14 protein-coding genes and 1 tRNA gene are annotated in these 22,034 nt (G+C 56.7%); 1 reads left to right on the top strand and 14 read right to left on the bottom strand.

Annotation, left to right across the window (positions count from 1 at the left end; genetic code table 11):
- Positions 1-9: 9 nt before the first annotated feature.
- The 12 genes from CMG77_RS00540 to rlmE form a co-directional block, all read right to left on the bottom strand.
- Positions 10-2,289: an FAD-dependent oxidoreductase gene (locus tag CMG77_RS00540; RefSeq protein ID WP_286806556.1), complete on the bottom strand. Its 2,280-nt coding sequence runs from the start codon at positions 2,287-2,289 to the stop codon at positions 10-12.
- Positions 2,290-2,373: 84 nt separating this feature from the next.
- The gene (locus CMG77_RS00535; protein ID WP_286903406.1) at positions 2,374-3,987 is read right to left on the bottom strand and encodes a sodium:solute symporter family protein; all 1,614 of its coding nucleotides are present in this window, start codon (positions 3,985-3,987) and stop codon (positions 2,374-2,376) included.
- A gap of 251 nt (positions 3,988-4,238) precedes the next feature.
- Positions 4,239-7,094, bottom strand: a complete 2,856-nt coding sequence (locus CMG77_RS00530; RefSeq protein WP_286806555.1) for a hypothetical protein — start codon at positions 7,092-7,094, stop codon at positions 4,239-4,241.
- 101 nt (positions 7,095-7,195) lie between these two features.
- Positions 7,196-9,916 carry a TonB-dependent receptor gene (locus tag CMG77_RS00525; protein ID WP_286806554.1) on the bottom strand — a complete coding sequence of 907 codons (2,721 nt, stop codon included), beginning with the start codon at positions 9,914-9,916 and terminating at the stop codon, positions 7,196-7,198.
- 295 nt (positions 9,917-10,211) lie between these two features.
- The gene (locus tag CMG77_RS00520; protein WP_286806553.1) at positions 10,212-10,982 is read right to left on the bottom strand and encodes an IclR family transcriptional regulator; all 771 of its coding nucleotides are present in this window, start codon (positions 10,980-10,982) and stop codon (positions 10,212-10,214) included.
- Between the two features lie 393 nt (positions 10,983-11,375).
- A tRNA-Leu gene (locus tag CMG77_RS00515) sits at positions 11,376-11,460 on the bottom strand.
- 38 nt (positions 11,461-11,498) lie between these two features.
- Positions 11,499-11,861 (bottom strand): preprotein translocase subunit SecG, encoded by a 363-nt coding sequence (gene secG / locus CMG77_RS00510; RefSeq protein WP_123639006.1) that lies wholly within the window; start codon positions 11,859-11,861, stop codon positions 11,499-11,501.
- Between the two features lie 62 nt (positions 11,862-11,923).
- Positions 11,924-12,724, bottom strand: coding sequence for a triose-phosphate isomerase (tpiA, locus tag CMG77_RS00505; RefSeq protein ID WP_286806552.1), 801 nt, complete (start codon positions 12,722-12,724; stop codon positions 11,924-11,926).
- 93 nt (positions 12,725-12,817) lie between these two features.
- Entirely contained in the window at positions 12,818-14,155 is a 1,338-nt protein-coding gene (gene glmM, locus CMG77_RS00500) for a phosphoglucosamine mutase (protein ID WP_286806550.1), read from the bottom strand.
- 33 nt (positions 14,156-14,188) lie between these two features.
- Positions 14,189-15,055: a dihydropteroate synthase gene (gene folP, locus CMG77_RS00495; protein ID WP_286806549.1), complete on the bottom strand. Its 867-nt coding sequence runs from the start codon at positions 15,053-15,055 to the stop codon at positions 14,189-14,191.
- Positions 15,056-15,173: 118 nt separating this feature from the next.
- Positions 15,174-17,108 (bottom strand): ATP-dependent zinc metalloprotease FtsH, encoded by a 1,935-nt coding sequence (gene ftsH, locus CMG77_RS00490; RefSeq protein WP_286903400.1) that lies wholly within the window; start codon positions 17,106-17,108, stop codon positions 15,174-15,176.
- A 112-nt stretch (positions 17,109-17,220) separates the two neighbouring features.
- On the bottom strand, positions 17,221-17,841 hold the full coding sequence (gene rlmE / locus CMG77_RS00485; protein WP_286903399.1) for a 23S rRNA (uridine(2552)-2'-O)-methyltransferase RlmE: 621 nt from the start codon (positions 17,839-17,841) through the stop codon (positions 17,221-17,223).
- 66 nt (positions 17,842-17,907) lie between these two features.
- On the opposite strand from rlmE, the gene CMG77_RS00480 reads away from it, so the two are divergent.
- Positions 17,908-18,210: a YhbY family RNA-binding protein gene (locus tag CMG77_RS00480; protein ID WP_286903398.1), complete on the top strand. Its 303-nt coding sequence runs from the start codon at positions 17,908-17,910 to the stop codon at positions 18,208-18,210.
- A 91-nt stretch (positions 18,211-18,301) separates the two neighbouring features.
- On the opposite strand, the gene greA is transcribed toward CMG77_RS00480, so the two are convergent.
- Positions 18,302-18,778: a transcription elongation factor GreA gene (gene greA, locus CMG77_RS00475; protein ID WP_286903397.1), complete on the bottom strand. Its 477-nt coding sequence runs from the start codon at positions 18,776-18,778 to the stop codon at positions 18,302-18,304.
- Positions 18,775-21,996 carry a carbamoyl-phosphate synthase large subunit gene (gene carB / locus CMG77_RS00470; protein ID WP_286903396.1) on the bottom strand — a complete coding sequence of 1,074 codons (3,222 nt, stop codon included), beginning with the start codon at positions 21,994-21,996 and terminating at the stop codon, positions 18,775-18,777. Before carB ends, greA begins: the two co-directional genes overlap by 4 nt.
- Between the last annotated feature and the right edge of the window lie 38 nt (positions 21,997-22,034).

Genomic DNA, 22,034 nt, shown 5'->3' with positions numbered 1-22,034 from the left:
GCCCTCCGTTCAGTTCGCGCTCAGCCCGAAGAGAGAGACCGGCACTTGCGCACTTTTGCGCTTCAATCGTAAACGCAATGTCTTCGTCGTCACCGGCTCGTCCAACAACAGTTCATTGCGACTCTGGTAGTTATTGCTCACGGCTTTCAGCAAGCGGTCGCCGTCGGCATAGACTTCGTAATCACTCACACAGAACGGCATGGTTCGTTCGGGGTGATCGTAGAGTGACGATTCCAGTGCGTGATCAAAGTCCGTATCGAAGTAAAGCGTCACGCGGGTCAATTTCTGCGCCTCGGTCCAGCGAACGATGACTTCTGGCTGGACGTCACCCGGCGCCGCCACCCAGGCATGGGACCGTTGATAGGGACGGGTGTATTCACTGGTCAGGTTCTGCACGGAAAAATCACTGATGGGCGGCGACACCGATAAGGCGAGATTGTGGCCACCGGGACGGCGCTCGGGCGTCCAGAATTCAAACTCGTCAATACCGCTACCCGGCTCCGCCAGTTGTCGACCGTTGTTCGACACTGCCTCATTTTTACCATTGAAGACAGAGACCAGCCCAGTGACTCGCGATTCAGAGCAGGCAATTTCCAGGCTTTCATCCCCGATAAAGCCAATGAAACCGTACTGATCGGCAGGCAGCGTTTTCGAGAACGTTACCGTCACGTCCTGTTCGCCCGGAGAGACCGCCACCTCGACTTCTTCCAGCACAAGATCCGGAGTGAAGTTCTCCGGTTTGGAGCTGGCCCTCAGTTGTACCGTCAAGCGATTTTCCGCCGCCGATCGGATGCGGCTGCGCACGGTATAGCTCACGCCCTGTTTCATCGGCAACCATTGCGCTGCGGACACAGCCAGGGATCTCCACGGACCGTCGGCCGGCAGTTGTTCCAGCATCAGTTCACTGGACGATTCCAGCGTCGCGCGGCTGAGCAGATTATCGGTCGGTACCGAAGGCACTTGGGGAATAAAATGTCCCATGGCATTGAGCCTGCCATGCAGCATCGCCAGAGGTTCTGTTTCGAGCAGTTCCGTAGGTTGCCACCCGCTTTCCAGACACAGCGCCACCGCCTGTCCGACCGCCTGCCCACCGTGTGCGCAGGTACACATGACGCGTGTGGAACCGAACGCGATATGACTCGCGCTGATAATCCGTCCCGCAAAAAAAAGGTTATCGATGTCCTTGCTGATCATGCTTCGCAACGGAATCTGGTAGACGCCTTTGGAATGAAACTGGCGGCACGGCGCTTTATTGCTGTAAACGCCGTCTCCGGGATGGTGGTCAATCGACCAGCCGCCGTAAGAGATCGCATCGGGAAACGACCTTTGCTCCACCACATCCTGCTGAGTCATCATGTAGAGGCCTTCGAAGCGGCGGCTCTCGCGCTTGCCCGGTATCGTTCCGACCCACTCCAGCGTCAGGTTCTCCACGCCATCAAAGTTGCCGCTGTTCTTGATGTAGTCCCACACGCCGTAGACAACTTTCCAGAGTTCCCACTTGATTTCCTCGGTGTCTTCGATCGTGTTGCAGTTGCCACCGTATTCCAGCCACCAGAGACGCGGCCCGATATCGTCCCGACGAATGCGTTTGATGCGATCCAGCGTCACTTTGTCAATACTGGCAAACGACGGCGGCTCAAAATTCACCGGGCGGCCCACATCCTTGCTGTAAAAGTAAATGGAATGGCCCAGCAGCTCCGTGTCCGCTTTCTCCGGAGCCAGTTTTTCACCGAACTCCTCGCAAGACTCGGCGCCGATCCGGAAAGCGGCCCCTGCCTGAAACGCCACGAGACCGTCACCAGACGCGTCGCAAAAATACTGCCCCTGAACGTCGTAAGTGGTCGAATTCTGCGAACAAAATGCCTGCACGGCGGCAATATGGCGCGTGCCGTCTTTTACCGTGTTGTACACGGCGGTGTTCAGCAACAGTGTAATATTGCTTTCCGCACGAACTTTGTCGAGCAACACGGTATCGAAAATAACGGTATTGCCTTCCGGGTTTCGATACAAGTTTTCCAGCAACAACTCATCGATGATGCCTCCTTCACGGGACCAGCGATTGTTATTACCCATGTGCGAAGTGGCGCCCAGGCTCCAGAGGCGAACTTCGCTGGAGGCATTGCCTCCCAACACGGGCCGATCCTGAATCAGGCACACCGTTTTTCCCGCCCGCGCCGCCGAGATGGCCGCGCAGCAACCGGACAGCCCACCACCGATAACCACCAGCTCTGCGTCAATGCGCTTGATGGTATTTTGGCGCCCCTCGGGCAAAGCATCGTGTAACAACATAATCGTATCCTAACAAAATCAGATCAAACTCATAATGCGTCGCCGCATTGCCCAGCCCGTTGACGAGCAAGCGACGGCTCGCTTTTACGTTCTACTTTTCTTTGAGAACCACTGCAACGGCTTCAGACCCCATAGCGCCGGTACAAAAATCACTACGCCGACCAACAGCGTCGCCAGCCTAGCGGACTCTGCCAACACACCGAGTGCAGCGATCAGCAGCCCAATCATGGCCACGCCCGCCAGCAGTATTCGAACGGCATAACGGTTGGCCTCCACCGAAGTCGCGTCGCCTTCGGTGCTCGCGCTTTGTCCCGCGCGATATTCGAGGTACGCCTCACAGGTCGGATTCGGGGTCTTGCGCCAGGCGTACCACCCCTCAAAACCCAGAAGAAACGCGACCGGCACCGATACGCCCACCAGCATTTCGGCCGACCGGGTTAACGCGTCACCGCCGAGCCACGGCCAACCAAATTTAAGAAAGAGATTGATGGTCAGGCTGCCTATGGTAGTTGTTAAAATGCTAAACCCCGTTTGCCGGCGGGAGAAAATGGCCCAGATCGGCGGCAGGTAAATCGCCGCCCCGGTTAAAGCCGCCACACTCAGGACAACCGACACAATGCCGCCCATGCTCTGAACCAGCAGCGCGACGGTAATGGCCATGCAGCCAAACACCAACGTTGAGAGACGGGCCATCAGCATGACTTCCCGTTCACTGGTCTGCTTTTTGAAATGGCGATAAATATCGTTCGTCCACACGCCCGCCGCAATGTTGATGGTGGTATTCACCGAGCTGGCAGTCGCGAAAATCATGGCGCCGAGAATCAGCCCCAGCAATCCGGCGGGCACCACTTTCTGGCTCATTAATAAGTACGCATCCTCCGCCTGGGTACCCGCCAGAGAGGGGTCCAGAACGCGGTAAACCATTGGCGGGATCATCCAGACCACCGGCGCCAATAAATAGAGCCCGCCGAAAAGCCAGCCCACTTTGCGCGCATCGCGCGGGCTGGATACGCTGGTGTAGCGCTGCACGTATGCCCAGTTCCCTCCAATAAACACAATGTTGTACACCGTGAAAGCCGCGAGAAAAATCAGGTTGTATTCGTCGTTGTGCAGCGCCATAAAGCCCTCGGGCACTTTGTCCAGAAATCCAGACATGCCGCCGACCGCCCCGAGAGACAACGGAACGACGATCACTACGGCCGCGCTGAGCACAGTGAACTGAAGGACATCCGTCACCAGTACCGCCCAGAGCCCGCCCACGGCGGTGTAGGCGATGATGAAAATGCCCAGCGCCAGAATGGCAAGTTCCAACGGCAGTCCTGTGGTCACTTCAATAATTTTCCCCACCGGGTACAGAAACGCGCCCGCCGTGAACAGGTTGATCAGTAAAAACAAGGCCGAAAATTTCCGCTGCACACTGTCGCCCAATCGGCGGGAGATAAATTCCGCCACCGTCAGGGAGCGGGTTTTATTCCACGCGGGCGCAACGACCAGAGCGATGACCAGGCCGGATATCGCCATGGTGGACTGAATCATGACCGACACAAAACCGTCGGCGTAAGCGATAGAACCCCACACCACAAAGGTGCCCACCGAAAAGAAACTCATAAACAGGGAGAGGCCGCTGACCCACCAGGGTACGGCACCCCCCGCTGCGAAAAAGGACTTCATGTTCTTGCCGCTTCTGGAAAACATCATCCCGAGGGCCAGCACCAAAAGCGAAAATAGAAGCGCCACACCGTAATCAAAGCTGTTCACACTCGCGTCTCCCGCCACTCGTTATTGTGAAATCACCAGTGAATGGCACTTGGAAAGCGCAGCACCCACCCAACAATTATGTATCTATTAAAGATATTTGTAAAGCAGGATATTGTCTTTTCTTACCCTGCCAGGGGCTCAACAGAGGCAAAAAAGGGGGAGCTCGAAGCTCCCCGTAAAAGCTCCTGCTCTCAGTGTCCCAGCGTGACCGGGTCGCTTTGTCGCGCGCGACCGTCCACCCCGCGCGTCTCCAGCTCGAACGTTAGACCGGACGCTTCGGACGGCAGCTCCACCGTGAACTCATAGGGGAATTCATCATCCGTCACGGAGCGCTCACGACCCTGCGTGTCGGTATAGCGCAAGGTGGCGGACGCGACCTTGTTGTCGTCATCTCTCAAGTAGATATAAGCGCGCTCGCCGTAACCTCCCAGTTGAATCAACATGGCTCGGGCGTTACCCACGTCAAGCTCCTGATAGTCGTTCTGCGCGATCTCGGGTTGGCCGGTGAAGTTTTGACGGAAGGCGGTTATCGCCGTAGCCCCGTCCACTTTCACCACCGTGACTCCGTGGGGCGCTACCTGCACCTTCAGCGCATCACCACTGACCGAATCGGTTCCGACCAGGCGGTTCTCGCGCCAGCGGGTCACTGAGAGCGAGTCGGCTGTGTCCACCAGGGCTTCGTTCAATTGCACCCGCGCAGAGACGGTTTGGTCGGACTGGTTGGTAAAGGCGATGTACAGTGAGTTGTCTTTAAAGCCGCTGATGTAATTAAGTTCAATATCATCGATAGCCAGCAGTCCTTTCGGCATCCAGAGGTTCACACCCTCTTCACCATAGAATGAGCCCGGCGCGTGACCATAGAACTTGTTTTGCAGATAGGCATAACCCTCGATGTACTCAGAGGGAAAGTTCACTTGACCGTCGGTGCGCACAAACACATCCGTGACTAGGTAATCCAACAACATGGAGGCCATCGGAAGAATGTGGTTGAAGTGGAACGAGTTGACACTCAGCTCCTTGAACGGATGCATCGGGTAGGACTCTTTCATATAGATGTTGGTCCGCGCGGTGTTGATGTGATAACCCGGAAAGTTTTCATAGCGTCCGATGATGGCGGCCTTGGCCACTTCCTGCAAAAAGGTGTCGTCCGCGTAATAGCCAATGCGCAATAGCCAGGGGGCGTAGTTGGCCATAAAGATCGCACGATGCCCCGATGAAGTGCCGGACGACTCAGCCGTCAGACCGATTTCCGATAACAGCCAGGCGTCCACCGCTTCTTCATCGGTGTACATTTGCTGGTGGCCTTTGGACTTAAGGTACCAGTAAATTGGCGCCTTTCCATCTTCATTCACGAGAACTTTCTGATCTGGAATTTTCGGAGCCATCCAGGTGAACATGGTGTAGTGCCGGGCGACTTCGTGCGCCGCATCCAGGTAACGCTGTTCACCGGTAACTTCGTACAACTCTGAAAGCTCGATAAAGCGCGGAGTAAACTGGGTCCAGAAGAAGCCGGCCGGTTCGCTGGCCCCCTTTCCAACACGCGAGGCCAGATAGGCATCAGCGCCTTCCACCGCACGATTCAGATACGTTTCATCCCCGCTGGCTTTATACAGCCACAGCGAGTTCCACCAGGTATCGCCATTCTCTTCAACGTCCAGGTTGCGAATGCGCGTACTGTTGTACTCTTCCTCGGCCAGCTTTATAAAGAAATCATTGGCGCCGCCCAAAATATTGTGTAAAGCGCTCAGTTCGGAAATCGGCGCAATCGGGCCGAACATGTTGCGCGACGGGTTCTGGATTTTCTGCTTCGGGTCCAGACTGAAAAGGAATTTTTCCCGCGAAAGCATATACTCTAGCGTCGGGTAGGCACGGTCTTCAAACATCGCCCGGTTATCGGTGACCAGAGCCAATTCCAACGCATTCAGGCTGGTGACGTTTTTAACGGCACCTGGTACGTCCGTGGAGTACGCTGAACCTTTCAGCTCTTCTTCAAACCACGCGTAATCGGTCAGAGAGTAATCCACGATGTTCTGGAACGTGGTGTTCAATGAGGCAATGCCGTTCTTCCGGTGGTCACGGAAGTCATACAGCTGACGAGCGATCGATTCATAGGTGCCCGTAATGGACTCCGCCTTTTCCGCGATCAGGTGCGAGGTGAAGGAGTAGCGATCACCCGGTTTCATTTCTGATTCAAAGCCACCCAACACCGGAGAGAACAACATCGGCTGAGCATCGCCGTTGGGGTTGCGCAAGGCCACACCAAAGCGGCTATTATCGGCCAGGGGCAGCGGGTCGAATGGAAACTCTTTCGGATCGGCCACCACACCATAGTTCACACCGTCTGCACGCACCAGCGTAGTAGGCAAAGGCGCGCGGTAAGCGAGCGTCAGATAGGAGCGATCCGGAAAGGATTTTTCCTGCCAGATCAGGGGTTGCCAGATTTCTTCTGTACGCTCTGCGGGAAAGGCGGGCGCCCCCATAAAACCGACGGAGAAGAAGCCGGCTTCTTTTGGTTGCAGCGTGAATGACAATGAGGGATACGCACTCTCCAGCGTCAATTCGGCTTTCAGGGAGAATTCTTCGCGGTCCGCAAAGCTCAGATGCAAGGTGTTGCCCACGCGCTCCACGGAATCCGGTTTGACCGCGATCACTCGACCACTGGCAAAATAGTTGGCTGTGCGCGCCTCGGCAGAGCCTTCCAGGATCGACGCGTCGAAACCATCGCCAGCGGTCGCGGCATCACGCTCCACGGCTTCCAGATCGGCTTCGGCGCGATCCACGGCCAGCCAGGTGGGTATATTGTAGGGAGTGTGATCCAAGTTGGCCGGCCGCAGCTGCATATCTGGATTGTCTTCCCGGTACAACACATAGAATTCCAGCGCATACTGATGAGTCTGACCATCGTTGGCGTGTAGCGTGACCGAGTCACGACTGACCGTAGTTCCGACGGTGCTTTCCGCATCCGTTGAGCTTGCCCCCGATCCAAGCTGACAGCCGCAGAGAGCAAAGACGCCTAGCGCGCCCAGTAAGAAATTTCGTAAAGGCATGATTAATCCTCTGAGTATTGACGTACATAGCGTCACAATTCAGTCAGGTTAGGGATAGGCTGAGAGACGGCACCCAAGGCCGGCACCGCCCCTCATGTGAGTCAGAACTTGAAGCTAATGCCCAGCGAATAGCGCCGACCAGTTTCAGCGTAGGTCGCCACATACTGTTCCCAACCCGCATATTCCGACTTCGGTGAATCCAGTAGGTTAACCGCCTGAAACTCCATGGACATTGAGTCTGTCAGGTAATACTTGATCGACGCATCTAGAGATGGTTCGCCCTTATTAAGGATAGCGGTAGCTCCTGCAAAACCCAGACGATCAAAATAGTCATCTCGCCAGTTGTACAGCAGTCGTGAACTCAGCTTGTCGTCCTCGTAATACAGCTGAATGTTAACGCTATTCTCAGACACCCCCTGTAGACCAATCGGATCACCGGTGCGAGGGTCAATTTCATCGGTGGTGTTTTCAAGATATGTGTAGTTAATGGACGTTCCCGTATTCCCCAGAAAACCAGGGAGATCCCGAAAGTTATGCTGAAAGGCCAGCTCCATTCCCTTGATCTCGCCGCCTGTACCATTTACTTGCGTGCGGATTGCGAAGATCTGGTCTCCATAGCCGGGAATAGTTCCGGGTTCTGTGACATTGAGTATCTGGCGGTCCAGGGAATTGTAGAATAGGGCCATAGCCAACGCCGAATTTTCGGAAAAATACCATTCCAGCGAGGCATCGTATTTCGTACCACGCTGAGGCTTGAGGTCGGGATTTGGCAGTGAGGCAGAGGACCCCTCCGATTCATCCTGAGGCGTTTCGGGATCATCTTCAATCAGGTTAACCCTTCCTGTGGCGCCCAACACTCGAGTATCAGGACGCGCAATAGATTCACTTACGCCCAAACGGAGCACAAGATCTTCCGTCAAATCCCTTTTGGCTATCAAACTTGGCAACAAGTCCTGATAGCTTCCCTCTTCTTCATAGGGCTCGTACTCAGCCCCTACGAGAGCATAGTTATTGACCGTGGTGGAGGTATCCGAGTAGCGTACCCCGAAGTTACCTGTCCACCCCCACGCTTCGAAATCGGCACGTGCGTAATAGGAAAGGATAGAATCCTCAACCTCAGAATCCATATTCGGAAATCGTGAGACAGGAGCGTCGTAGAATGCGTCGGAGAAACCAAAACCACCTCCGCCAATCCTATCTGTATCCACAACAACGATCTGATTTGGCACGTTGGCTCCAGAACCAGACAACACATCAGACGTATCTACCGTCACTGCTGCATTCTGTAGCCAGTCGGCATCAGGCACTGCCGTATTTCCTAGCCCCGCGCGTGTAAGACTCGTGACTTCAGCATTATCATAGGGTGAGACTCCATACTTGCCATACTCCGCAGTAACCGCAGTAATGGAAGAGTAGCGGAGGCCGGCCTTAATTGAAGTGAAGAATCCTTCCATCGGATAGGTTGCATCAAGCCGGAAGGAATCTTCTGATGCTTCATTAATGTTTCGAGAGTCGTAGAAGGTCGACGCAGTAAAATCATCGGGATTCGATAGATCCGGGATCTCCACCGAGGCTATATCGGTAGCTCGAATATCAAAGTTTATCGGAACTCCAGACCCGTCCTCACCATATGTATACAACTGGATGAACTGCTGGTCCCGAGTAGTTTCGGACTCACCGAAAGCGTATTCAGCAAATACTTCCAAGCCGCTTTCGCCCACCCATGCCACGTTCAAACCGCCAGTCAGGAAGCTGTCTGCTCCCTGATACCGCTCGTGATTGCTTTCCACTTTGGTATTCAGGGTGCCGGCGACCCGGGCATCATTTTCGTCCACCACAATGGTGCCCGGATCATAGTTGTCGAGCGTCTTATCCAGAATAATGCCCGCCCAAGAGCGTGAACGTGCGTAATCGTACTCGGCATAAAGAAGATCGGCATTGAAGTCGAGATTGTCCGCTGGCTTCCACTGGAAGGAGCCGTTTACGGCGGATTTTTCTCGATCTTCCTCCTTGCGCTGATATCGCAAATCGTACTGGTAATAGTAGGGGTCGGTAATATCGAGTACGTTGTTATCTGGATTCGAGTACGGAGGACCCTGGCGCCAGTCACCATTGCTATAAAAACGATCCTCGGTTATCGGGCGGTCCTCGTGCACTACGCCAAACATCACACCCATGGTGTCATTTGCGAAAGAGTTACTGGCCTGCGCCGAGAGCTTGACCCCTTGATCGTCATTCAGACTAGAGTGTGTTCCCTCGACTGAAGCTCCACCCCAAAATCCTTTTCGATCCAGTGGCTTACGGGTCTTGATGTCGATAGTACCGCCAAGCGCCCCGTCAGTCATATCGGCTGTCAATACTTTAGTGGTTCTGACTGAGCCGACAATCTCTGAGGGGAAATAATTCATAATGCCTGCATTGGTTCCACGACCAAACGGGCTCAAAAGGGTGCGACCATTCACTTCCACCCGGTTGTTTCGAATACCTCGGATAGTGACATTGACGCCCTCCCCATCTTCCCGCTCCACCTGAATCCCGGGAACGCGCTGTAATGTCTCGGCCAGATTGTCATCTGGCAGCTTGCCGATATCCTCAGCCACAATAACGTCAATGAAGGTGTCAGCTTCCCTTTTTCGATCCAAGTTCTCACTCAAACTACCCCTAATTCCTTTAACTACGACCTCTTCTAGTAGTGTTGAAGAACTTTCATCGTCGGGGGTACTGCCGGACTGCTGCCCAAACGAGGTGCTCCCGAATCCCGCCAGCAATATTGTGCTCATTACTTGGGCTAGAACTTTTTTTTGAAATAGTTGTACCGTCATAACAGGCTCTCCTAATTCATATCTTTATTCGTATATTGAGTCCCGCTGCTTCCGTTAATGCTAAACACCGGGAAGAAGAACAGCCACAGAATATTGCAGCTCGAGGCCATTATGTAGCTACAATAGATACATTGTCAATGATAAGATCTATATTAGATATAGATTAAATTTTTATTAATTATTCTTATTTGATAGTTTCTTCTTTTTTTTCGTGCAAAAAGCTACATCTCTCAACACAAGCTGAGCACGCAAATGGGTATTTAGAGGGAAATATGGGGGGGGTTAGCTTGGGAGGTTATCGTATATGACTTTCGATTTCTGCCGCTTTTCCTCGTAGTGCCGTCACCAGCTCCGCAGTTCGTTCTTCGGGAATGTCGCCTGATAAAGCAATAGCACTATGAGCCGGCTCTCCGATATTCAAAGCCAATGTCACGGCGCCTTCAGGCAAGTGGGTTTGGTAGCTTGTTCGAACCCTGACATAACCACGCTCTCGGATTTCTTCAAGCTTCGCATGCAATGAATCTATGCCATCAGGAAAGCCTGGAATTTCTTTACCTTGATATAGGTGAGTCACCTCATCCCCTTCCTTTTGGGACAGCAAAGAAAGTCCCACCCCTGAAGCAGTTGCAGGAAAGTAGCCAAGGCGCCCCAAAGCCTCTATAGAACTCAACCCCGGGAGTGCATGATAAACATAGGTCACTTTGTCTCTCCAAAGCACCCCCATTGCCACCACCATATCGTAGGTTCGTAACTCTTCAAGAGGCTTTACCGCATAAGAAACCATGTGAGAAGCAAACAAACTCTGCGCGGCAAGCACATGCATCGCGGGCCCGACTGTGTACTTGCGGTCTGACGTTTTACGCACAAATCCGGCATAAGCCAGAGTTCTCAGCAAACGATTGACCCTTGTAGTATCCAGCTCCAAGAACCTGGCCAACTCCCGACAACCAACCGGACGATCAAATGACGCAACCGCCTGCAAAGTCTCAATGCCGTCAAGAACACTCATGTTTAGTTGAGTGCCATAAGATTTAAGCTTGCGCTCCAAGTAATCCTGATCGGTCATAAAGTTGATATCCTAAGAGTGACGCGTTTTATCAGCCCCAAGAGACTGCACTCTAGACATTATACCGTCAACAGTACCGCCAGGGGTTTCAACTGGCAATGGATTTTACCGGACGCTAACGGATGAAAAGAAACAAAAAAGCCCCGCAGGGCTTGGCTTTTGAACGATACCGGACGGTATCGGATGCCGAAATGGTGCTCACCGGTTTGCCGGGAGTAAACGGGCACGGCGAAGGTGGCCGAAGGCCAAGCCCCTGGGCCCTTTCGGACTTCCTGTCCTTCGCGGCACTAACGCGGCCCTGCATTTCGGATGCGCCGAGCCCACGCCGGCCCCTGGTCCAGACTGGCACACATAAAAAAAGGCCCTCCGCGTAGCGGAGAGCCTTTTTCAGTATGGTGCCCAAGGCCGGACTTGAACCGGCACGGCTTGCGCCACTACCCCCTCAAGATAGCGTGTCTACCAATTCCACCACTTGGGCATATAAGGGGTCAAACTAACTGTTTTCTAAACGGCTGATTACTCAGCCGGTACTTCTGGAACCTCGTCCGCGCTGCTTTCTTCTTCCACGGCCGGGACTTCAGAGTCTTGCGCGGCCGGGGCTGACTGTTCTACCGCTGACGGAATGTCGCTGTCGATACCGACGCCGGCTTTGTTTTTGGCAATGATGGCCAAGCCAAAGCTGGTGGCGAAGAAAACTACGGCGCAAATGCCGGTCATGCGGGTGAAAAAGCCACCGCTGCCCTGACTGCCGAACACGGTCTGGGAGGCGCCGGAGCCGAAGGAGGCGCCGGCAACCGCACCCTTACCCTGCTGAAGCAGGATCAGAGCGATAATGGCCAGGGCGGTCAGAATGTGTACAACGAGAACGAGTGTTTCCATGGTGTTTCGTCTCTACTCTTTAAAACGTAGCGTATTCGATACGCTGCTTCAAAGCCCCGCCCTCAGGCGGCGGCTCTGCAAATGGCGACAAAATCGTCGGCGTTCAGGGAAGCGCCTCCGAGCAAGGCTCCGTCAATGTCCGGCATTGCGAACAGTTGCTCGGCGTTGCCCGGCTTGACGCTGCCCCCGTACAAAATCTGCGTTTTAGCACCCAGTTCGCCCAACTCGGCGCGAATAAAGCGGTGTACTTCTTCCGCCTGTTCGGGACTGGCAGTTTTCCCGGTGCCTACCGCCCATACCGGTTCGTAGGCCACCACCGCACGCGCAAATGCTTCCAGGCCAACGCGATTGACCACGGCCAGCAATTGTTGGCCAATGGTTTCCAGCGCTTTGCCGGCATCCCGTTCCTGTTCGGACTCACCGACACAGAGAATGGGAATCAGGCCCGCTTGCTGAGCCGCGTGAAACTTTTCCGCGACCTGGTCGCTGGTTTCACCCTGCATCCGGCGCCGCTCATTGTGACCCACGATCACGTAGCGGCATCCAAGATCAGCCAGCATGGTACCGGACACTTCCCCGGTGTGCGCGCCGTTGGCGTGTTCGCTGACCGTCTGTGCCCCCAGTTCAACGGGGCTTCCGGACAGTGCTTCAGCGGCTTGGCTGAGGTAAACGTAGGGCGGGCACAGGGCCGTTTCCACATTTTCCGCACCCTGCCACTGGGCGGTAATGCCGTTCAGCAGTAAGGCGTTCTCGGCCAGACTGCCGTTCATTTTCCAGTTGCCAACGACCAGGCGTTGGCGGCTGTGTCTCTCGCTCAAGGGGTCCCCCTTAAAGCGGGCGCCAATGTTAGCGAAGTTGGGCATAACATACAATCCCAAATCGCGCTCTGACCCCGCTTTTCTCTCATGTTGGTTGATGGGTCTCGTGTTGCTCTCTTTTTCAGTGTAGCGGCTCTTCTAGTTGAGAGCCTTTTCTACCGTAGCGGCCAACTCCTGGCACAGTTCCTTGACCTTTGCTTTGTCTTCCCCTTCTACCATGACCCGTACCACCGGCTCGGTACCGGAGGGGCGCAGCAGCACCCGGCCGGTGCCGGCCAGCTTGTCCTCGACGCTGGCGACCGCCGCCTTAATGGTGGCGTCCTTATCCAGATCGATCTGCCGGGAGCGGTGCACGTTGATCATGGTCTGAGGCATTTTATTCATGCCTTTTTTGATTTTATTCAATGATTCGCCCATGGTAGTGAGCGCTAACAATACTTGCAGGGCGGAAATAATCCCGTCTCCGGTCGTGGTGACGTTGCTGCAGACGATATGCCCCGAGGATTCGCCGCCCAGCGTCCAGCCGTTCTGACGCATTTTTTCGATCACGTAGCGGTCACCCACCTTGGCCCGCTCGAAAGGCACGCCAATTTTCTTCAGGCCCAACTCGAGCCCGAAGTTGCTCATCAGGGTGCCGGCCACGCCGTCGCAGCCACCGCTATAACGGTGCTGGTAATCGGCAATGATGTAGAGCAGCTCATCGCCATCGACAATCTCGCCCCGGTGGTCCACGAACATCACCCGGTCGCCATCGCCGTCGAAGGCAATGCCGAGGTCCGCCCCCAGCTCCATGACTTTCTCTTTCAACAGATCGGTTTTGGTGGAGCCACAACCGCGATTGATGTTGGTGCCATTGGGGTCCGTGGCGACCGGAATCACCTTGGCCCCCAACTCGCTGAACACGCTCGGCGCAATGTGGTAGGTGGCGCCATTGGCGCAGTCCACCACAATCTGCAGCCCCTGCAGACTGAAACCCCAGGGCATGGTGCCCTTGCAGAACTCGATATAGCGGCCCGAGGCATCCTCGATACGGCGCGCCTTGCCCAACCGCTCTGCGGTGGTCATGGGCTGGTTCAGTTGCTCTTCGATGGCCAGCTCAACGTCATCGGGCAGTTTGGTGCCGTTGCCACTGAAAAACTTGATGCCATTATCGGTGTAGGCGTTGTGGGAGGCACTGATCACGATACCGGCCTGGGCCTGGAAGGTCCGGGTCAGGTAGGCAATGCCCGGGGTGGGCATGGGACCGAGCAGGCCGACATCCACACCGGCATTGATCAACCCCGCCTGCAGGGCGGATTCAAACATGTAGCCCGAGATCCGGGTGTCCTTGCCAATCAGAATCATATTCGGGCCGGAGAAGCGGTCCACCAGTACCCGACCGGCAGCCCAGCCCAGTTTGAGCATGAAGTCAGGCGTGATGGGAGGCTCGCCGACCTGCCCACGAATACCGTCGGTACCAAAATACTGTCGCGCCATAGGATCCTTGCTCCCGCTCAAATGCTTTACTGGTTAATGGGTAGACGGCGAGTCGGCGGCTGACGCATCGGTCGAAAGCGCCGCCAGGACTGCCAGAACATCATGAGTGGGCGCCACATCGTGCACCCGGATAATACAGGCACCGCGCTGAGCGGCGGCCATCGCCAGAGCCAGGCTGCCGGGTAAGCGCTCACTGACTTCGCGCCCCAGAAGGTGCCCCAGCATGGACTTGCGGGACATGCCCACCAACACCGGGTACCCCAGGGCTTGGAATTCACCCAGGCGGCGCAGCAGGGCCAGGTTGTGCTCCAGGGTTTTTCCGAAGCCAAACCCCGGATCGAGCAGAATCCGCTCGGCGCCGATCCCGGCAGCCTTGCAGGCGGACACCCGCTGGAGGAGAAAGTCTTTAACCTCTTCCACCGGGTCCTGGTATTGGGGTCGCTCTTGCATGGTCTCGGGAGTGCCCTGCATATGCATCAGGCACACCGGCAGCCCGGTGTCGGCGGCGGCGGCCAGAGCACCCTCGCGCTGCAATGCGCGCACATCATTGATCAGCCCGGCACCCGCTCGGGCCGATTCACGAATGACCGCTGGGTTACTGGTATCGACCGACACCAGGGCGCCCAGTTCACCGGCCACCGCTTCCACGACCGGAATCACCCGGTCCAGCTCTTCCTGTTCACTGACCGGCGTTGACCCCGGGCGGGTCGATTCCCCTCCTACGTCGATGATCTCGGCGCCTTCATCCAGCATCTGCTGGGCTCGCCGTCGGGCCAGGTCCAGCGACAGCTGGCCCGCCTGATAGTAACTTCCACCATCAGAGAAAGAGTCCGGCGTGGTATTGAGAACCCCCATCAGACAGGGTCGGGATAGGTCCAGACTGTGGGCGCCAAAACGCATGGGCGGTGATTCCAACTGGTTGGGCGATATTGGGTGTTGAGCGGGCGGGGAAAAACAAATCCCCGGCGCAATGGCCGGGGATTATAACAGACTGATGACTCAATGCCGCCGGGAGCGGTCAGTGGTCTTCGGCGGGACCACCGATGGGCTTGTCTTTGCCTTCACCCTCGGCGCCTTTGCCGTCTGACTTGCCATCGGCTTCGCCACCCTTGCCTTTGAGGTGGCCATTGAAATCGTCGTCGTGCCAGTCGCGCGGCGGACGCACCTTGCGGCGAGCCATCAGGTCGTCGACCTGCTCGGAGTCGATGGTCTCATACTCCATCAGCGCGTCTTTCATCGCCTCCAGGATATCCCGGTTGTCATGCAGAATCTGCTCGGCGCGCTTGTAGCACTCATCAATGATTCGGCGGACTTCCTGGTCAATCATCTTGGAGGTTTCGCCGGAGTAGTTGGCCGAGCCGGTGCCCGGCATCATGCCTTCGTCCTCACCGTAGTGCAGAGGACCGAGCTTTTCCGACAGACCCCACTTGGTCACCATATTGCGTGCCAGCTCGGTGGCCCGCTCAATATCGTTGGACGCGCCGGTGGTGATGCCTTCGGCGCCCAGAGTCATATCTTCGGCAATCCGGCCACCAAACAGGGTGCAGATGCTGGACTCAATGGCCCGGCGGCTCATGCTGTACTTGTCGCCCTCGGGCAGGAACTGGGTGACACCCAGGGCCCGGCCACGGGGAATGATGGTCACTTTGTGGATGGGATCGTGCTCGGGCACGATCTTGCCCACAATGGCATGGCCCGCTTCGTGGTAGGCGGTGTTTTCCTTTTCTTTCTCGCTCATCACCATGGAGCGACGCTCGGCGCCCATCATGATCTTGTCACGCGCTTTCTCAAACTCCTCCATGGTCACCAGGCGCTTATTGCCACGGGCCGCGAACAGGGCCGCCTCGTTCACCAGGTTGGCCAGGTCCGCACCGGAGAAACCGGGGGTGCCTCGGGCGATCACATTGGCCTCGACACGCTCATCGATGGGGACTTTGCGCATATGCACTTTCAGGATCTGCTCGCGGCCGCGGATATCCGGCAGGCCGACGACCACCTGGCGGTCGAAACGGCCCGGGCGCAGCAGGGCTTTGTCGAGCACGTCCGGACGGTTGGTGGCGGCGATGACGATCACGCCTTCATTGCCTTCAAAACCGTCCATTTCCACCAGCAACTGGTTCAGAGTCTGTTCGCGCTCGTCGTGACCGCCGCCGTGGCCACCGCCACGATGACGACCAACGGCATCAATCTCATCAATAAAGATGATGCAGGGCGCCTGCTTCTTGGCCTGGTCGAACATGTCGCGGACCCGAGACGCACCCACACCGACGAACATTTCGACGAAATCCGAACCGGAAATCGAGAAGAAAGGCACTTTTGCCTCACCGGCAATGGCCTTGGCCAGCAGCGTCTTACCGGTACCGGGCGGGCCCGCCATCAGTACACCCCGGGGGATCTGGCCACCCAGGCGCTGGAATTTGGAGGGATCGCGCAGGTATTCCACCAGCTCGCTGACTTCTTCTTTGGCTTCATCCACCCCGGCCACATCGGAAAAGGTGGTTTTGACCTGGTCTTCGCCGAGCAGCTTGGCTTTGCTCTTGCCAAAGCTCATGGGGCCGCCTTTGCCGCCCCCCATGCCCCCTTGCATCTGGCGCATGAAGAACAGGAATACGGCAATGATGATCAGAATCGGGAAACTGGCCACTAACAGCTGATGCCACAGGCTGGGGCGCTCCGGCTCCTTGTTACGCACCGTCACGTTGGAGTTCAGCAGGTCGTCCATCAGTTTGGGGTCGCCAATCTGGGGCAGCGTGGTCTGGAAGGTGCTGCCGTCAGAATAGGTGCCCTGGACCTTCAGGCCCTGCAGGGTGACTTCCCGGACCTGCTCGCTCTTGACCGAGCGCACGAAGTCCGAGTAGCTGAGGGTCTCGCTACTGGCGGGCTGATTGAATCCCTGGAACACCGTGAACAGCACGGCGGCGANGATCAGCCACAGGATGAGATTTTTGGTCATGTCGTTCAAGGAGATACCCTCGTTTTGTACAACAAATCAGTGACAGTATAGAGCCCATAAGCGCATCAATACCAATAAACGCACCCTATGAGGCAATAGATCAGCCGNGGCCTCAACCTTTGAAGCCCCGGGCGACCAGATACACCTCCCGGGAGCGGGCCCGGGAGGCGTCGGGTTTGCGCACTGCCACCTTGGTAAAGGCGTCGCGCGTGTCCTGCAGCAGGGGGTCAAAGCCCTCGCCGTGGAACACTTTGGCAACAAAATGCCCGCCAGGTTTCAACACCTGCCGGGCCATATCCAGTGCCAGNTCCACCAGATAGATGGCGGCGGGCTGGTCAACGGCATTCATACCACTCATGTTGGGGGCCATATCGGAGATTACAAGGTCCGCCTTCTGCCCACCGAGCGCGGCCAGCAGCTGCTCCAGCACCGCTTCCTCGGTAAAGTCACCCTGGATAAACTCGACCCCGGCAATGCTGTCCATGGGCAGAATGTCCGACGCCAGCACCATGCCCTTGTCGCCCACCCGATCGGCGGCCACCTGNGACCAACCACCCGGCGCCGACCCCAGGTCGACCACGCTCATNCCGGGCTTGAACAGTTTGTCCTTCTTGTCNAGCTCGATCAGCTTATAGCTGGCGCGGGAGCGATAGCCGTCCTTCTGGGACNGTTTGACGTAAGGGTCGCTGAAGTGCTCGTCCAGCCAACGGTTGCTGCTTTTGGATCTGGCCATGATGATTCCGGGNGAGATGCGTTACAATGAGAGGCTTTTTCACCCAAACGATTTGAAGGTATTGTCATGCCGCTAAGCGCCGACCGCAAGAAACAATTCCGTGCCCTGGGGCACAACCTGAAGCCAATTGTCACCCTGGGCGACAACGGCCTGAGCGACGGGGTCCGCGCCGAGCTGAACCGGGCGTTGGATGATCATGAGCTGATCAAGGTCAAGATTGCCGTGGCCGAGCGGGACGACCGCAAGCTGNTGCTTGATGANCTGGCGGCCNTGCNCGGNGTGGAGCTNGTNCAGCAGGTGGGCAAGNTNGCGCTGCTGTACCGGGCGAATCCGAAGCCGAATCCGAAATTGTCGAATTTGTTGCGGTGAGTTCNCGGCGTCGGGGTTGGGTTACGGCGGATGCGGCCTTTGGNCTTATCCGCCCTACGCAACCTTCGGAGCGACCCGAAATTACCAAAACTTAAATATGCTCCACCTTGTCGATTTCGTACTCGACTTCACCGCCGGGGGTTTTCACCTCGACCACATCCCCCTCTTCCTTGCCGATCAAGGCCCGGGCGATGGGTGAATTGACGGAAATCTTGTTGGCTTTCACATCCGCCTCGTCATCGCCCACGATTCGATAGGTTACTTCCTGCTCGGTCTCGCAGTTGATGATGGTCACAGTCGTGCCGAAAATCACCTTGCCGCTGGGCGGAATCGTCTTGACGTCAATGACCTGGGCATTGGCCAACTTGCCTTCGATTTCCTGANTCCGGCCTTCGCAGAAGCTCTGCTGCTCCCGCGCGGCGTGGTACTCGGCGTTCTCTTTCAGGTCACCNTGCTCGCGCGCCTCGGCAATCGCCTGGCTGATGCGCGGGCGCTGGACTTTCTTCAGGTCGTGTAACTCTTCGCGCAGAGCTTCTGCGCCTTCCACTGTCATGGGTACCTTGCTCATGCACCGATCCTCCCGTGCAGCTCCTGCAGGCGCCGCACTTGTGTAAATTGACCAAACCGCAGTGCCATACACACCGCCTCGCCAGCGGCCAGAGTGGTGGTGTAGTACACCCGATGATTTTCCGCACTGCGACGAATCGAGGCCGAGTCGCGGGTCGCCTGCCGCCCTTCAGTGGTGTTCACAATCAGGTTGATCTGACTGTTCTTGATCATGTCCACAATATGCGGGCGACCCTCGGCCACTTTGTTGACAACGTCCACTTCGAGCCCGGCCTCCTTTAATACCGCAGCCGTGCCACGAGTGGCCACCAGTTTGAAACCGAGACTGTTCAGCTCCTTACCGACCACGACCACACCGGGCTTGTCGACATCGCGTACGCTGATGAACGCCGTGCCCGTGGTGGGCAGCTTGCTGCCAGCGCCGAGCTGAGCCTTGGCAAAGGCCTCACCGAAGGTGTCACCCACCCCCATCACTTCACCGGTGGATTTCATTTCCGGCCCCAGGATCGGGTCTACCGCCGGGAATTTGTTGAACGGGAACACCGCTTCTTTCACGCTGTAGTAATCCGGCACGATTTCCTGGGTGAAACCCTGCTCTTTCAGGCTGATGCCNGCCTGACAGCGCGCCGCCACCTTGGCCAGGGACACGCCAATGCACTTGGACACAAANGGCACGGTGCGCGAGGCCCGCGGNTTCACNTCNATCACATAAATTTCGCCGTCCTGATAGNCCAACTGGGTGTTCATCAGACCCACGACACCCAGCTCCAACGCCATGGCCTTGATCTGCTCACGCATCANGTTCTGTACGTCTTTCGGCAGCGAGTAAGGCGGCAAGGAGCAGGCCGAATCACCGGAGTGAACGCCACACTGCTCGATGTGCTGCATGATCCCGCCGATGACCACCTGCTCACCATCGCAGACCGCATCCACATCCACTTCAATCGCGGCACTCAGGAAGTGATCCAGCAGTACCGGCGCATCTTCGGAAACCTCTACCGCGGTATTCATNTAGCCNCGNAGCTCNTCTTCCTTATAGACNATNTCCATNGCCCGNCCNCCNAGNACGTANGANGGNCGCACCACCANNGGGTAGCCCACTTCTTTGGCGGCCTGNAGCGCCTCTTCNAANGANCGCACAATGGCGTTGGGCGGCTGNTTGAGGCCCAGCTTGTTGATCATCTGCTGGAAGCGCTCACGGTCCTCGGCGCGGTCAATCGCATCCGGGGTGGTACCGATGATCGGCACACCTTCGGCTTCCAGGGCGCGGGCAAGTTTCAGNGGNGTCTGGCCACCGAACTGCACAATCACNCCCTTGGGTTTTTCTTTGTGCACGATTTCCAGCACNTCTTCCAGGGTCACCGGCTCGAAGAACAGGCGATCGGAGGTGTCATAATCGGTGGACACGGTTTCCGGGTTACAGTTGACCATGATGGTCTCGTAGCCCTCATCGCGCATNGCGAAGGCGGCNTGNACACAGCAGTAATCGAATTCGATGCCCTGGCCGATACGGTTGGGGCCGCCACCGATCACCAGAATCTTGTCCTTGTCGCTCGGGTTGGCCTCGCACTCTTCTTCGTACGTGGAGTACATGTAAGCGGTGGAGGTGGCGAACTCGGCGGCACAGGTATCCACNCGCTTGAACGCCGGGCGGATGTTCAACTGGTGACGATGCTGACGCACCGCCTGCTCGCTGGTGCCGAGCAGCTTGGCCAGTCGCTTGTCCGAGAACCCTTTGCGCTTGAGGCGGAACAGCAGCTCGGCGTTCAGGTCCTGTACGGTTTTACCGTCCAGCGCCTGTTCACTGTCGATCAGGTCTTTCACCTGGACCAGGAACCAGGGATCAATTTTCGACGCCTCGAAGGCTTCCTCGACACTCATTCCCAGACGGAAGGCATCGCCGAGATACCAGATGCGTTCGGCCCCGGGGGTGTTCAGCTCACGACGCAGACGCGCCGGGGTATCGTTATCCTTCAGGTCCACCTTGGATTCGAAGCCGGCCGAGCCCACTTCCAGACCGCGCAGGGCTTTCTGCAGGGATTCCTGGAAGGTCCGGCCAATGGCCATCACCTCCCCCACGGATTTCATCTGGGTAGTCAGACGGGCATCGGCGTCTCCGAACTTCTCAAAGGTAAAACGCGGAATTTTGGTGACCACGTAATCGATGGTCGGCTCGAACGAGGCCGGAGTAGCACCGCCGGTAATTTCATTCTGCAGTTCATCCAGGGTGTAACCCACCGCCAGCTTCGCCGCGATCTTGGCGATCGGAAAACCGGTCGCCTTGGAGGCCAGCGCGGAAGATCGGGATACCCGGGGGTTCATCTCGATCACCACCATCCGGCCATCGTCCGGATTGACCGCGAACTGCACATTGGAGCCGCCGGTTTCTACCCCGATCTCACGCAACACCGCCAGGGAGGCGTTACGCATGATCTGATATTCCTTGTCGGTCAGGGTCTGAGCCGGGGCCACGGTGATGGAGTCACCGGTGTGCACACCCATGGGGTCAAAGTTTTCGATGGAACAGACAATGATGCAGTTGTCGCTTTTGTCCCGAACCACCTCCATCTCGTACTCTTTCCAGCCGAGCAGGGATTCATCGATCAGCAGCTCATTGACCGGCGAGAGGTCCAGGCCGCGAGTACAGATTTCCTCAAACTCTTCCCAGTTGTACGCGATACCACCACCGGAGCCACCCATGGTGAAAGACGGACGGATGATGCAGGGGAAACCGAACTCTTTGGGCACTTCCAGGGCTTCATCCATGGAGTGGACGATCTTGGCGCGGGCGCACTCCAGACCGATGCGCTTCATGGCCTGATCAAACAGATCCCGGTCTTCCGCCATGTTGATGGCGTCTTCGTTGGCGCCGATCAGCTCGACGCCGTACTTTTCCAGCACGCCGTGCTTGGCCAGATCCAGGGCACAGTTGAGCGCGGTCTGGCCACCCATGGTGGGCAGCACCACATCCGGCTTTTCTTTCTCGATGATCTGTTCCACCGTGCGCCATTCGATGGGCTCGATGTAAGTGGCATCCGCCATGGCCGGGTCGGTCATGATGGTGGCCGGGTTGGAGTTCACCAGGATCACCCGGTAACCCTCTTCGCGCAGGGCCTTACAGGCCTGGGCGCCGGAGTAGTCAAACTCACAGGCCTGGCCGATGACGATCGGGCCCGCGCCCAGGATCAGAATGCTGTTGATGTCGGTACGTTTTGGCATGATCTTCTCGCTCTGCGAAATCGGTTGAAGGGTGACGT

Source organism: Marinimicrobium sp., from assembly GCF_002695945.1.
GTDB classification, from domain to species: domain Bacteria; phylum Pseudomonadota; class Gammaproteobacteria; order Pseudomonadales; family Cellvibrionaceae; genus Marinimicrobium; species Marinimicrobium koreense.
Note: the sequence above shows the minus strand (reverse complement) of the source record. Positions and strands in the feature narration are given on the sequence as shown.